This is a genomic window from Agarilytica rhodophyticola (assembly GCF_002157225.2).
Lineage (GTDB): Bacteria > Pseudomonadota > Gammaproteobacteria > Pseudomonadales > Cellvibrionaceae > Agarilytica > Agarilytica rhodophyticola.
On sequence record NZ_CP020038.1, the window covers coordinates 5,845,911 to 5,859,756 of the forward strand.

A 13,846-nucleotide genomic window follows, 5' to 3' on the forward strand; every position below is an offset into this window, starting at 1 on the left:
CGAGAAACAAAAGCGCCAGCATATCCACACATTTGCGCCAGTATTTTTGATTCGACTCGCTGAAAAGTTTCAGGATGCATTTTTCAGCGGAAAACTAAAGAGCAACTAAGCCTGCGCCATCGCTGCGAGGATCACATACAGATTCCAATTCCCCCCCAGACTCAATAATCGCCCCAGCGTGGCCCATCAACTCATTTTTTGCCGTCACAACTGAGATTTTATGACCTCGCTTTTCCAATTGCTCGCCTAGCTCATCGTAGATATCCTGCTCCATTTTTAAATCAGAATTTTGGTCACCCCAAGTGCGTCCCAAGAGCCATCGCCCTCGACTAACCGCATCTTGTAGACTCATGTTTTGATAAAACTTACGGGCAAATAATGCAGCTTGTGTCTGAGGCTGTCCTTCACCTCCCATCGTGCCGTAAACCACCCGACGACCGTCTTTTAACTGTGCAAATGCAGGATTAAGTGTATGGAACGGCTTAACACGAGCACCTAATGCATTGTGATGTTGCACGTCCAAGCTAAAACTGCTGCCGCGATTATTCCAAACAATACCAGTATCAGGAATCACAATAGCGGAGCCAAACTCCCAATACACACTCTGAATAAAGCTAACCATCACACCATTTTGGTCTGTACACCCCATCCAAACCGTATCACCAGGTTCAGCTTTATAAGGCCAGGGCTGAGCTTGCTTTCCAATATTTGCAACAAGAGATTTTATATTGTCAGAAGTTAAGTAACTCTCAACGGGGGTGGTAATTCTATTGGGGTCACCCACAACTTTATCGCGTATTTTAAAAGCTTCTTTGGTTGCTTCTATAAGGTAGTGAATATGCTCCGCTTCACTGAAGCCTTCTTTCTGAAGCTGGTCATAGAGTGCAAGAATGATAAGCGATGCTAAACCCTGCGTTGGAGGCGGCATGTTATATAGCTCACCACAACTCAATTTAACAGATAAGGGATTCACAACTTTTGCTGAGTAGTCATTAATATCTTCTAGAGTAATTGGGCTACCAGCGTCTTCTAAACCTTTAGCAATTTTTGTCGCTAAATCACCTCGATAAAAATCATCTAAGCCTGCATGTATCATTTGTTCAAACACACCAGCTAATGCAGGATTTTTTAACTTTGTTCCAGCTAATAAAGGCTTATTATCATGACTAAAAGCAGATATATACGGCGCAAACATAGGGTCTGTACTTACAATAGTGTCTGCCTCTAATACCGATATTTCTGACAAACACTTGCGACTGGCAGCCTCTAGACTTTCCGTAACCTCAATACCGTCTATTGCTAATTGCTTTGCCGGGGTTAGCAACTCACTAAGTGATCGACTTTTATATCCTAGTACCTGCTCCATACTATTGCGCGCTACCTGCCAGCCGCTTATGGTGCCAGCAAGTGTAATACACGCATCCGCACCACGTGAAGGAATTGCTGTAAGTTGGCGGGACAAATAATTTTTAATACTTGCCTTACTGGCGGAAAAACCACTGGCATCAATCGCTAAAGGCACTTCGCCAGGTTTCTGTATCAACCAAAAGCCATCTCCCCCAATACTGTTCATATGGGGGTAAACAACGGTGATAGCGGCAGCAGCGGCTACCATGGCATCCACCGCATTACAGCCATCTTTTAATAAGTCTAAACCTATTTGCGCCGCTTTATAATGGGGCGCAGTAAATGCAACTTGATTCAAAAGATAGTTTCCTTATTGTTGTTATGACGCACCATAGTGTAAGTAAAAAATTGCCTTCTTAAATTAGTGTGAACAGGCCCTAGCCACATAGCCCATATTTACTGCAAATAAAGCCATGCTTAACAGGTTTAACCCCTTGCAAGCTCTTCATTTCTTTATTCTTAAAGCCCTGCTCAAATTTCTGAATACGCTTGGCATATCTTTTTAATAGACGAGTTTTCGTTTTCTCATCCATATACCCATATTGCAGCGAATTTCGACTTAGTTTTTTTACTTCGGCCCAAGATAAATTAAATTCTTTCACTGCCACGAAGAATTCATCCGTGATATTTGAATCAAACATTCCGCGATCGTCGGTTGAAAGAGCAACAGGAACTTCTAGGCGCAAAAACTCCGGGAAGGAGTGCTGGCTATAATCAGAAACGTACTCCAATAGTAAATTACTTACTAAATTTACTTCGACCAAATAAGGGCCATGGCGCATTAATAAGAAGGTGTCAGGATCACTCAATAAATTCACACCATGCCCCACTCGATTCGCACCCAGCAACAAAGTATCACGTATATGCTGGTTAGGTTCGTCGACTTCTCCGGCATGCATGGATAATTCTATATCGGGATAAGAGTGTCTTAGTTTGCGTAGTGTTGGAAGAAAGCGTAACGGGTAACCTTTATCATTGTCTTCACGTCCAACTAGATCCAAGGCAACATACATATCTCGGTTTTGATCAAGAAACTTGTATGCCTCAACAAGATTCTTTTCTGCATCTGGGGTAAAACGTAGAAGTGCCCAGTGAAAACGTACCTCAACACCACTATCAATAGCATCCTTTTTCTTTAAACGTTGCTTGTAGTAAGCCAACACTTCTTCTGCTTTCAAAAAACTCCCATCAGGTCTAACACCAGTGGGAGACATATCTATTTCTAAATAAGATAAGCCTTCATTACCAAAGGCGACCATATTTCTTACCAGTATCTCTGCTTGGATATGGTGGTTAACAAATAAATCATTAAGTCGCTGCCAATGAGTTTGAAAGAACTCATCGCGGCCTTCATATGATTTATCTAATTTCAAGCTGTTAAGCCACCCTTGCTTTTGCTCTGGGTTTAAGTCTTTTAGTTTGGTATATTCTTTTTTCTCACAACTGCTCAATTTATCGTAGTTCGATTGCTGCAGATTGACGAATAGAAGCAAGTAAGGCGCACCGCCGAACTCATTACTGCCATAGGGCCGACAATTTAGTATTTGTGTTTTTGTATAGTATGTAAAACCTCGAGATTCCTGAGCTATTGCCAGTTCATACCACCAACGGGGAAACCCGGCACCACTGAGATGATTATGTAAATCACCCCCTTTAGGCATAGCGTATAGAAACTTATACAACTGTTCATCTGTCGCCTTGCTTTTAAAGTCTTCGAACCATTTATCTACTTGACTATATGCGTTCAAGGAAAAAGCTTGAGTGCATATAATGAATAACCCCATTTGTAGTGCTCTTGTCAGCATAACAAAAATAACCTGTGCTAAAGTTTAGTGGTCATCAGCTAACCAACATTAACTGATCCGATTTATTGTCTTATTAGACCTGACAAAAAATATCAGCGCAAATACCCAATATATAAAGTGAGCATACAGGCTCTAGGCAGTATGCATGCTGGCTTTGGGCAATTACCGGACGGCTTCACGCCAGTCATTCAAGCTGCAATAATACCCCCTGTGGACATATATTTAGTTTCACAGGAGTGCCTATTAAACTACAAAACATGTCCAATAGGTCAACTATTATAATATAATGTGCTTGTTTGCTGTCCAACAATACTGAAATTATCGAATCAAAGCTGCTACACCCTAAGAATTGGGAGAAATAATCTGTGTCAGACAACGATTACCCCCGTGACCTTATTGGTTACGGTCGCCAAACGCCGTCATCTCCTTGGCCCAACGGCGCAAGAGTTGCCGTTCAGTTCGTTATCAACTACGAAGAAGGCGGTGAAAACAATGTTTTGCACGGTGACGAACATTCAGAAACATTCCTATCTGAAATTATAGGAGCCAAGCCCTATCCCGCGCGTCATATGAGCATGGAGTCGCTCTATGAGTACGGTAGTCGAGCCGGATTTTGGCGTTTACACCGGCTATTTAACCGTTATCGGCTCCCCGTTACCGTATATGGGGTAGCAATGGCAATGGCGCGAAACCCAGATGCCGTAGCAGCAATGAAAGAGTCTAATTGGGAAATAGCAAGTCATGCTTATCGCTGGATAGACCACCAATTCATGACCAAAGAAACCGAACGTGAACACATCAAAAAAGCTATTGCAATTCATAAAGAGATAACGGGCGAAAGGCCACTTGGATGGTACACCGGTCGAGATAGCCCAAATACACGAGACCTTATCGTTGAAGCAGGTGGTTTTATGTATGACTCAGACAGTTATGCAGATGATCTCCCCTACTGGAATATGAATTATGAAAGCCCACACCTAATTATTCCCTATACTCTGGATACTAATGACATGCGCTTCGCCGCACCTCAGGGGTTTAATAGTGGCGAACAATTCCTAAGCTACCTGACGGACTGCTTTGATGTGCTTTATAATGAAGGAGAAACAGCGCCCAAAATGATGAATATCGGACTACACTGCAGGATTATCGGAAAGCCCGCGCGTTTAAAATCACTTGAGCGATTTATTGAACATATTCTTAAGCACGATAAAGTATGGATCTGTCGGCGTATTGACATCGCTAAGCATTGGCACCAAAACTTTTATCCCAACGCCCGCTAACTCTCATTGAATAAATATTTATGTCTAACACATTTGCCACCGTTGAAGAAGTTATTAAAACGCTAGATCTCAGTGCTCATGTTGAAGGAGGATATTTCCGGCGAACTTATCAGGCGGAAGAACGCGATAGATTGAACACCGCAGAAGGCTCCCGCTTTTTACTCACATCTATTTATTATTTACTCACTAGAGATCAGACTATAGGTCACTGGAATTTAAATAAATCAGATATTTTGCACTATTATCATTTGGGCGATCCTATTGAGTATACGTTAATCCATCCAGACGGACGTTTAGAAAAAATAGTTATGGGTTCAGATATTACATCTGGAGAGAAACTGCAACTTCACGTTAAAGGTGGTATTTGGAAACGAGCGAAACTGCTTAATTCTAATGCTGGCTATGGGCTTATAAGCGAAGCCGTATCCCCAGGTTTCGAATATGAAGATATGACCCTCGGTGATGTAGATAGGTTAAGCAAAATCTTTCCCCAACATGAAACCATTATCAAAGCGTACAATCAATAAACTAAAGGTGAATTAATGAGTGCATTTGTCATTGTTGATATTGCCATTAAAAATGAAGTCGAATATAAGAAATATATTGAATTGATTACATCATCTGTAGCCGAATATGGCGGTAGCTACCGTGTTCGAGGAGGTTCTCCGGAAACACTTGACGGAAGTTGGACAAGTGAACGTATCGTCATTATGGAGTACCCAAATAGAGAAATAGCTAAAGCGTGGCTCAATGATGAAAAATTAAAAGCAATCCACAATATGCGACGTCAAAATGCCCACTACTGTAATATGATTTTATGTGATGGTGTCACCGACAATTAATCACACAGGAGATATCTATGACAAAAAAACACTTTGACTCAGCTTCATACTTAGCATTTATGGCGCCTTGCATAGGTATAGAAATAAAAGAAGAATGGAAAGATGAGATCATAGGCCACCTTGATAATGCGGCAAAAATGGCGAATATAGTGGAAAACGCGGATATAGATAAAGATAGCCTTGATTTGGCAAATACATACTCACCAGACTAAAACACACTTCTATTAATAGAGGTACGTGAAAAGTTTGTCTTAGCAATGCTAGGGCGTTGTCTTATAAGTTGTCTTATAAATAGTTGCACAATCAGCAAAACATAAGATAACAACTTTATATCAGAAATATAAAAGGTAAACCTGTGAACATTCCAGCTTTTATCCAGGCACACGAGATAGCGACGCACGTTAGTGAGAAAACACTAAGTGCAAAAGAGATTGTAAATCATTATCTAGAAAGAATAGAAACACTCAACCCCTCATTAAACGCCTATAGCTCGATCCTTTCCCAAAGGGCAAAACAGCGAGCGGCGGAAATTGACCAGGATATCAGTCGTGGAATTAACCCGGGGCCCCTAGCCGGCGTCCCTTTCGCAGTTAAAAACTTGTTTGATATTGCCGGGGAAATAACTCTCGCCGGTTCTAAAATTAACGCTAATAATCCTCCGGCAAAAGTGGATGCCAAATTAATACAGCAACTGGAAAAAGCAGGCGCAATATTATTAGGTGGCTTATCAATGGGGGAATATGCTTACGATTTTACTGGTGAGAATGCCCATTACGGTAATTGCGCTAATCCTTGGTCATTATCATCAATGAGTGGTGGTTCCTCTTCTGGATCCGGTTCGGCAACAGCAGCAGCAATTGCCCCCCTTTCTCTCGGCTCTGACACCAATGGATCCATACGGGTACCCGCATCTCTATGTGGTATTTTCGGTTTAAAACCAACATATGGCCGGTTAAGCAGAACGGGAACTTATCCATTCTCTGACAGTCTCGATCATTTGGGCCCTCTCGCTCGCAGTGTAAAAGATTTAGCTTTGTGCTTTGATGCACTCCAAGGGTATGACAGTAAAGATCACGCCTGCATTAAGCGAGAAAATATAAATACTATTAATCTACTAGATCGGGGCATAGATGGGATGCGGATAAAAAGGGCCGTAGGCTATTTCAGTTGCCGTGATTTTCCGCAAGCTCAAGCTGCGATGGACAAAGTATGTCAAATATTGCACGTTAACGAGGAAATTGAATTACCAGGAACACATGAAGGTCGATCAGCAGCATACTTAATTACGAATGTTGAAGGCAGTGCATTACATAAAGCACACTTGCAAACACAAGCCGATAATTTTGATGCAGATACTCGCTATCGTTTTATTGCAGGGGCCCTACTACCGGCCCAATGGTATATAAAAGCACAGCAGGTTCGGCTGTGGTACCGAAACCAAGTCCTACCTCTATTTAAAGATACAGATATCATTATTGCCCCAGCGACGCCTTGTACTGCACCAAAAATGGGAGAGAAAACCCTGACTATCGCTGGAGAAAAACAAGCTTTACGACCAAATTTAGGCTATTTTACACAGCCATTTTCTGCTATCGGTTTACCCAGTTTAGTAATACCAACGTTAGATAAAGAAGCAAATATGCCAATTGGAATACAAGTTATAGCTGCCCCCTGGCGCGAAGATTTATGCTTTCAAGTAGCTTCGTATTTGGAGCGCGAGGGCTGCATATCGCACCAACCATCACTGTCATAGCAAAGTTATACCATGGCCTGCTGACATTGAGTTTGTCGTTGCCAAAGCTGCCTCAATAAACCTCAGATTTTTCTCTAGCCCAAAAAAAAGCGACTTAAATAAGTCGCTTTTTATATAAAGTAAACTCAATTGTTACTTATTCAGTATATGGAACCAAAGAGACATTAAAAATCTTGGCTTCACGTGCGGCATCAGCAATCGCAACGTAGGTTTCCGCAGTAGATTGCTCGTGAGCGCGAACAACCACACCACCTTCTGGATTTTCAGCAGATTTCTGAGCAATCAATGAACGTACAGCACGAATATCGACACGGCGCTGATCAATATAGATTTCATCTGTTGAATTAACAGAAATAAGGATATTTTTTGACTCAGCATCTGGTGGAGGTGGCTGATCATTATCTTCTGGAACATTAACACCAATAGACTTTTCTTTAATAAAAGATGCTGTCACGATAAAGAAGATAAGCATGATGAAAACCACATCGAGCATTGGGGTTAAATCAATCTCAGCTTTATCTTCAGCTTCAACCTTGTTTCTTTTTCTACGACTCACCTTTAATTCTCCACAATAGTATACCGTGCGTGCTTGTGCGCTTGTTCATTCAGTAGGCGCCTGAGGCCCCCCAAGCCGGCAACAGCTTCGTAGCTTGATGCCAATCAAAAGAACGATACTAACATGTGTCATCGATAGACTCTATCCTAAAACACTATTATCTACCTTGGATTACGCATTACCACGCTCAAAACGTTCACTTTTTATACAAAAATAGCTATCACAACACTATCTGCGCGTACTGAAGTCCTTTTCTTATTGCTATAAAGGATAAAACTGTTCGTTTTTGATCATTTCTTACTCATCACGAATACTGCCATCTTGTTCAAATGGAAGGGGTAACTGTTCGTATGAAGATGGAGATAGCCGATAGCCAACACCAATTAACCTTACTGGTTTTTGCTGGCGTTGCCAGCCTGCGGATAATAAATGATGAAAACGCTCATTGTTTTTACCTTTGTTATCGGTAGCCGCTGACTCGATAGTGGTAATCGAGAAATCATTAAATTTAATTTTTACAAATAGTTTTTTAATCATTAAAGACGAATCTAATTTCTCGAAACGTTCGTCTAGAGAAAGTAAAAGCTCTTCGAGGTTGGGAAAAATACTCTCCAAGTTGTGCATATCGCTGGCATAAGTACGCTCAACACTAATTGATTTTCTATCCGACTTAGAGTCGATCCCCCTTTCGTCTATACCATATGACATTTCGTAAAGTCGCCGTCCAAATGTGCCAAAAAGACGAACCATAGTACTCAATTCCAATTTTTGTATATCCGCGCATGTGAAAATACCTCTCCCAGCAAGTTTTTTCGCTGTCACCGGCCCAACTCCAGGCAGTTTTTTGACAGATAATGGCAATACAAAACTATCAACTTGCTTTGGGGAAATCACATATAAACCATCTGGCTTATCCCAATCACTTGCAATTTTTGCAAGATATTTAACTGGTGCAACACCCGCAGAAACAGAAATTTTTAACTTTTCAAATACTTTTTCCTTAATTTCTTTAGCAATGAAAGTGGCGCTGCCTCCACAAAGTGTTGAATCTGAAACATCAAGATAAGCCTCGTCTAGAGAGAGTGGTTCTATTTTATCTGTGTAATTAGAAAAAATTTCTCTCATAGACAAAGAATATTCTCTATAAAGAGACATTCTTGGTGGGAGAATTCGTAAAGATGGACATAACTTTAAAGCCATTGCAGAAGACATGGCACTGTGTATACCAAATTTACGTGCTTCGTAATTGCACGTTGCAATAACACCACGTGAATTTGGATTACCCCCAACGGCGATAGGTAATAACTTCAGTTCGGGATTTTCGCGTATTTCAACAGAAGCGTAAAAACTATCAGCATCGATATGAATGATTTTTTTCATATTTTGACATAGAAACTCTTAACACTAATTGAATTACACCTGACGGCACGTATTTTTTGGCTGGCCGAGGAACACCAACGACTTTCAGTCATTCTAAATGAGTGTCTATTAACGATGCTAGATAGAAAAATGATATCAGCCACCAAAGTTTGCTTTTAAAAACGCCGCTCGTGGTTACTCACCCATTATTTACACTTGTATAGGTACAGATAACTGGAGCAATGTACAAAAACTTAAGAATAAGAGAGTTTGAGCGAGATATCTTTACAGGAACGTAGAATATAAGCATCAAGCAGGGACAATTATCCAGAAGGCTATAACCTCGGAGCCATTGCCGATAAGCACAGGAAGTGCTGTATTAGAGCGCAGATGGTAGATTTGAGCAGATATTTTTGGGTAATAGTATTTTGGTAGCGAAGAAAAGCATTAGCATTGGTGTTAACAGACTTTAGATTACAGATTTAACAACAAAAATTATTAAGGCAACGAGGAGCAATTGCTGATAAGTACAAGGAGATGCTGTATTAGAGTAATACAGGAGCAATTGCCGATAAGTACAAGGAGGCGATGTATTAGAGCAATGCAGGAGCAAGAACAGTGCTGGCACAATTGCCAAAATAACTTAAGTTACCTCCCAGTGGCTTAGGCTAAAGGCCCATTTGTGGTAATTAGCGCTTTTGGGAATGAACAAGAGCGGTCAAATTAGTACAAAATAACCTTAAAGCGAGTTTCAGAATCTACTTCTACAATTTCTGCCTGGAAACCTTGATACTTGAAGAGCGAAATATGGTGTTATTTAATCCCCTAAAGAGGAAATATCAGATTTTGATCCAAATTATTCGTGCTCAGAAGTAAAGTAAATTGTATTTCTTAGCCCAAATGACTCAATTTAATAAGTTTACCCCTTTAAAAAACTAAATTTGATCAAATAATTGACAGATTTTATCTAAAAAAGGGAGTTATCTAGCTTATCTGGAACCAAATATCTGCTCCCTGAGGAAACAAAATATTAAATCGGCAAATTAATCATTTGCTTACGACAATCGATATATCAGGTGTTTGAATTTAAATATTTTCATATTTTTAGAGTTCATACTCCAAAGATAATTAAAAAAAACGACTCCAAGAACAAATCCGAAGGATTAAACTGAGTTTCTCAAAGCAAAACGGGGTTTTGAAATTAAAAATCTATGTAACAAAGCAACTTTTTTGTAGTTTTCGAAGTAAACTTATTTATGTCTACTTTTTTTACACAGCAGTTAATAAAACTAACCTTCGACAGTAAAAAAACTTTTAGATTTTTAAGCCAAAAAAACAAAGCTTTAATGTAAAATTAATACATACAAAATTGTTGCGAATGTATTTTTTAAATGAAAAATTTAAAAAAAGTCGCCGGATAATAAAAAAAACATCAAAAAATCAAAAAAAACCTTTAAAATTCACTAAAAAGGGTTGAATTTTTCTTGTTATTTCGTAATGTAGTGCTACAACTTCTATAACTGCAAATAAAAAAGGGTAAAATCATGGCTGGTCGTAAAGCAAAAGTGGTAGATCAAGTGGCTGATCTCGAAAAAGAATTGGCTGCATTGAGAGCCAAATTGGATAAAGCACGTGCACTTGAAGTTAAGTCTGCACAGGCTACTGCTACTTCAACAGCTAAAACAGCTGCTGCTGCTGCTAAAAAAGCTGCTGCTGCTAAAGCTAAAGTAGCTACTATACGTAAAAAGAAAAAGTCTGCTGCTCAAGCAACTCAACTTGCTGCCGCACGTAAAGCAGCAACTGAAGCAACCGCAACTGCTGCAGAAGCAAAAAAAGCTGCATCTGAGGCAAAAGCAGTTGCATCTAAAGTAACCGCAGATGCAAAAGCTGCTGATGCTGCCGCTAAAGCAATTGCTCGTGAAGAAGCAGCTCGTAAGAAGAAAGCCGATGCTGCCGCTAAAGCTGCTGCTAAAAAAGAAGCAATAAAAGAGAAAGCTGCTGCTAAAAAAGCCGCTGCAAAAGCAAAAGCTGACGCAAAGAAAGCTGCCGCTAAAGCAAAAGCTGATGCCAAGAAAGCTGCTGCAAAAGAAAAAGCTGCTGCTAAAAAAGCCGCTGCTAAAACTAAAAAAGCTCCTGCAGGTCGTGGTCGTCCTGCCGCTTCTGCTGCCAAAAAGGCACCAGCGGGGCGTCGTGGCCGTCCGGCTAAAGCAGAAAAAGCTCCTGCAACCGCTGCACAACCTAAAAAACGTGGTAGACCTGCAGCAAGTAAAACTCCTGCAAAAGCGAAACCTGCAGCGTCAGCTAAACGCGGTAGACCAGCGGCAGCAAAAACCGCAGCACCTAAAGCAGCTGGAACAAAACGTCGCGGTCGTCCACCTAAGACTGCATAAGTTTAGTTAGAAAGTTCCACAAAAGGCCGCTATAGTAATATAGTGGCTTTTTTTTGCTCAAAAATGTTAAAAAACACATCTAATTATTTCTACTTCTATAACAATCAAATGGAAATCGATCTGGATCCAGTGTCTGTCAACATGGCAAGACATTGAGTAAACAACTAACTACAGAAAGATTACATACAAATAAATACTTATTCGGTTCGAAACATCGGCTTTGACGCCTTTTGCCTACCTCATCTTAAAAAGATTAAAACCTGTTTCAATATATACAAAAACTATTATTTGAAAGCACAAAGTTCCTAGAGTTTTATAGCTGTCTTAAGGTTTAAATGGAAATAAACCAACTAAACTAAAAACCAAAACTTAGGGAAATATCAGTTGAACGAGCAAAAATACACCCAATATCTAGTTGGTTAACATTGATTCCTTACAAAAACGCTCCTAAATGACCTTTTAAAGGTATTTTCCAATACTAGGAAAGCTCAAAAACCATGATTTTTTTGCATGAAAACAAAATTAAATGACAAAAAAGACTATAAATCTCCAAATTGGATCGTTAACTTCATGTAAAACTTAATCACTCTTTCTAGGAGAAATACGTACTGATAAAGCATCTTCAGGCCCAAATGAACAAAAAGCCCGATAACGTAAAGGAGCACCATAACCATCTTTTGCATCAAAATTTGCGACAAAATGAACTTTTGCTTCTTCGTAAACTTTTGGTTTAACTGGTAATTCCGTAACCCACTCCATATCTTTGATTAACTTAACTTTACTTTTCACTGCCTCTTCGCATAAAGACCACAAATGTAATTTACGCGCTTCAATTTCTTCAACATTGATCTCTTTATGACTAGTGAGCGGTTTAAATGTCAAGCCATCGACCATTTCATTGTAACTACGACCATCATGTTTGCGACATAAAATACGGTAAATTGGGTGATCTTCCCTGCTCTGATCAATATCAATAGTACCGCGTAACACTGTTTTACAATGTTCTAGAGCTTCGACAACACGCGCAGCTTCTTTTAAATCCAGAAATAAGACATTGTATTTCGTTGGCAGCCACAAACGTTTTTCGTCAACAGCATAAACCGGACGTAAACATAAACCCACAATAAGATAAGCTGTTAAGAAGAAGCTCTTAACGAATTTTTTGGATTTTTCCTGAAGCCATTGCATTGAAAATAAAACCATAAAGTAGAAGCATTGTATTCTCATCTTGCTCATAAAACTCGATACCGTACTTAAAGTTTCCATTCTTAAGCTGCTTAGCCTTGATAATTTTCCCTCTAATAGACAAAATACGCTGAATTTTCTTTACGATAAATTTAGCCTTTATATTAATCTCATCATCGCGATCCCCTAAAAGCTCATCCGTCCCTAAGGCCGCTCCTTGTTCACTTATGTCTAGGATTTGCCCCGAAATATCAACGTATTGAGGGTTAGTGATATTAGAAACAAGTGCAGGAAGAGAAATTTTGGCGCGAATGGATGAGCGAATACGCATGAATTTTATTTTGCCGGGAAAATCTACATAGATTAGAGGTAAGGGAACTTCAGCAATATACAATACATTAGTGGAAAAAACGGCAATACCATCGCTTAGCATAATTCTAAATACGAGTTGTTCTCCCTCATGAATACCGAATTCAGCGAGTTCTGCGGCTGACACAATTAAACATTCATCAGGAATCGCACCGATGACATAGGTATTTGCAAATGACTTATCTGCAGATTTTTGTGGTAAAACTTCGATCGTCTGCCCCATTTCCAAAGCTAGATCATCAAAGTTTAAATATTCTTCATTCATACCATAAGCAAGGTTGGAGTAAACACAGTGTTAAACCGGCGTCCAAGTATCAAAAATTTACTGGTAATTGGCGACCAATGACATTAGATACAAACACGCTTTCCTGGCATATTTGAGGTTTTTTTTACAAAATTTGTTACTTTTCGTAAAAATTACTGACATCTTCAGACAGCACAACCTCTACCGTCATGTATCTAGAAAACAAGGATTCCAACTCTTATTCATACCAGTGTCATGTAAAGAGAGCATCTTATTTAGTGTAGCAAGAACCTCAAAAAATGCAGGTAAGCTCAAAATTGATATGATATATAAGTGCGAATAACACCTTGGACATTAAACCTGTGGGTACTATTCCATATTAATGGCGGTATATCGCTATAGGTATATAGAAGCTAGAGCAGTTCATGGAGCTTAAGGACTTTGAGTGAAAGAAACCCTTATGAATAATACCTACCCTCAAAGCCGCAACGTGTTTAACCACAACAGGTTCAAAAACTGTGGAAATCATCGCTCTATTGTGATCCAAACAAGCTTTAAGACTGAAAGGGGCTTTCATACATCTTATGAAGAGGAGCAACTACAAATGCCTGCTGACACTTATATCAGCACTCCTTTTTAGCCATTAAACTTGTATA

13 protein-coding genes are annotated in these 13,846 nt (G+C 39.8%); 7 read left to right on the plus strand and 6 right to left on the minus strand.

The window, feature by feature from the left end; genetic code table 11:
* Nucleotides 1-94: 94 nt before the first annotated feature.
* Together BVC89_RS24200 and BVC89_RS24205 are read right to left on the minus strand one after the other, a co-directional pair.
* Complete coding sequence (locus BVC89_RS24200; RefSeq protein WP_086933677.1) at nucleotides 95-1,705, minus strand: gamma-glutamyltransferase family protein; 1,611 nt, start codon at nucleotides 1,703-1,705, stop codon at nucleotides 95-97.
* Between the two features lie 79 nt (nucleotides 1,706-1,784).
* Nucleotides 1,785-3,212, minus strand: a complete 1,428-nt coding sequence (locus BVC89_RS24205; RefSeq protein ID WP_245929214.1) for an amidohydrolase family protein — start codon at nucleotides 3,210-3,212, stop codon at nucleotides 1,785-1,787.
* A 365-nt stretch (nucleotides 3,213-3,577) separates the two neighbouring features.
* Here BVC89_RS24205 and puuE point away from each other — a divergent pair, with 365 nt between their 5' ends.
* The 5 genes from puuE (at nucleotide 3,578) to BVC89_RS24230 (ending at nucleotide 7,087) form a co-directional block, all read left to right on the plus strand.
* Entirely contained in the window at nucleotides 3,578-4,492 is a 915-nt protein-coding gene (puuE, locus tag BVC89_RS24210; RefSeq protein ID WP_086933679.1) for an allantoinase PuuE, read from the plus strand.
* 20 nt (nucleotides 4,493-4,512) lie between these two features.
* Nucleotides 4,513-5,019 carry a cupin domain-containing protein gene (locus BVC89_RS24215; RefSeq protein ID WP_086933680.1) on the plus strand — a complete coding sequence of 169 codons (507 nt, stop codon included), beginning with the start codon at nucleotides 4,513-4,515 and terminating at the stop codon, nucleotides 5,017-5,019.
* 15 nt (nucleotides 5,020-5,034) lie between these two features.
* Nucleotides 5,035-5,334 carry a DUF1330 domain-containing protein gene (locus BVC89_RS24220; protein WP_086933681.1) on the plus strand — a complete coding sequence of 100 codons (300 nt, stop codon included), beginning with the start codon at nucleotides 5,035-5,037 and terminating at the stop codon, nucleotides 5,332-5,334.
* A 17-nt stretch (nucleotides 5,335-5,351) separates the two neighbouring features.
* Nucleotides 5,352-5,546, plus strand: coding sequence for a DUF4089 domain-containing protein (locus tag BVC89_RS24225; protein WP_086933682.1), 195 nt, complete (start codon nucleotides 5,352-5,354; stop codon nucleotides 5,544-5,546).
* 143 nt (nucleotides 5,547-5,689) lie between these two features.
* The gene (locus tag BVC89_RS24230) at nucleotides 5,690-7,087 is read left to right on the plus strand and encodes an AtzE family amidohydrolase (protein ID WP_245929216.1); all 1,398 of its coding nucleotides are present in this window, start codon (nucleotides 5,690-5,692) and stop codon (nucleotides 7,085-7,087) included.
* A 136-nt stretch (nucleotides 7,088-7,223) separates the two neighbouring features.
* On the opposite strand, the gene BVC89_RS24235 is transcribed toward BVC89_RS24230, so the two are convergent.
* Both BVC89_RS24235 and dinB read right to left on the minus strand, forming a co-directional pair.
* Nucleotides 7,224-7,643 (minus strand): ExbD/TolR family protein, encoded by a 420-nt coding sequence (locus tag BVC89_RS24235; protein WP_086933683.1) that lies wholly within the window; start codon nucleotides 7,641-7,643, stop codon nucleotides 7,224-7,226.
* Nucleotides 7,644-7,940: 297 nt separating this feature from the next.
* Complete coding sequence (dinB, locus tag BVC89_RS24240; protein ID WP_086933684.1) at nucleotides 7,941-9,023, minus strand: DNA polymerase IV; 1,083 nt, start codon at nucleotides 9,021-9,023, stop codon at nucleotides 7,941-7,943.
* A 1,523-nt stretch (nucleotides 9,024-10,546) separates the two neighbouring features.
* Between dinB and BVC89_RS24245 the strand changes: the two genes are divergently transcribed.
* Nucleotides 10,547-11,392 (plus strand): hypothetical protein, encoded by an 846-nt coding sequence (locus BVC89_RS24245; protein ID WP_086933685.1) that lies wholly within the window; start codon nucleotides 10,547-10,549, stop codon nucleotides 11,390-11,392.
* Between the two features lie 579 nt (nucleotides 11,393-11,971).
* On the opposite strand, the gene BVC89_RS24250 is transcribed toward BVC89_RS24245, so the two are convergent.
* Nucleotides 11,972-12,580, minus strand: a complete 609-nt coding sequence (locus BVC89_RS24250; RefSeq protein WP_086933686.1) for a hypothetical protein — start codon at nucleotides 12,578-12,580, stop codon at nucleotides 11,972-11,974.
* Nucleotides 12,543-13,211, minus strand: a complete 669-nt coding sequence (locus tag BVC89_RS24255; RefSeq protein ID WP_086933687.1) for a flagellar brake protein — start codon at nucleotides 13,209-13,211, stop codon at nucleotides 12,543-12,545. The genes BVC89_RS24250 and BVC89_RS24255 overlap by 38 nt, the downstream gene beginning before the upstream one ends.
* Nucleotides 13,212-13,635: 424 nt before the next feature.
* Between BVC89_RS24255 and BVC89_RS24260 the strand changes: the two genes are divergently transcribed.
* Nucleotides 13,636-13,830 carry a hypothetical protein gene (locus BVC89_RS24260; RefSeq protein ID WP_158658101.1) on the plus strand — a complete coding sequence of 65 codons (195 nt, stop codon included), beginning with the start codon at nucleotides 13,636-13,638 and terminating at the stop codon, nucleotides 13,828-13,830.
* Nucleotides 13,831-13,846 lie beyond the last annotated feature (16 nt).

Coding starts and splice junctions, on each gene's coding strand:
- BVC89_RS24205 (WP_245929214.1), bottom strand. CDS start 3,212: ATGCTGACAAGAGCACTACAAATGGGGTTATTCATTATATGCACTCAA.
- BVC89_RS24215 (WP_086933680.1), top strand. CDS start 4,513: ATGTCTAACACATTTGCCACCGTTGAAGAAGTTATTAAAACGCTAGAT.
- BVC89_RS24220 (WP_086933681.1), top strand. CDS start 5,035: ATGAGTGCATTTGTCATTGTTGATATTGCCATTAAAAATGAAGTCGAA.
- BVC89_RS24225 (WP_086933682.1), top strand. CDS start 5,352: ATGACAAAAAAACACTTTGACTCAGCTTCATACTTAGCATTTATGGCG.
- dinB (WP_086933684.1), bottom strand. CDS start 9,023: ATGAAAAAAATCATTCATATCGATGCTGATAGTTTTTACGCTTCTGTT.
- BVC89_RS24245 (WP_086933685.1), top strand. CDS start 10,547: ATGGCTGGTCGTAAAGCAAAAGTGGTAGATCAAGTGGCTGATCTCGAA.
- BVC89_RS24250 (WP_086933686.1), bottom strand. CDS start 12,580: ATGCAATGGCTTCAGGAAAAATCCAAAAAATTCGTTAAGAGCTTCTTC.
- BVC89_RS24255 (WP_086933687.1), bottom strand. CDS start 13,211: ATGAATGAAGAATATTTAAACTTTGATGATCTAGCTTTGGAAATGGGG.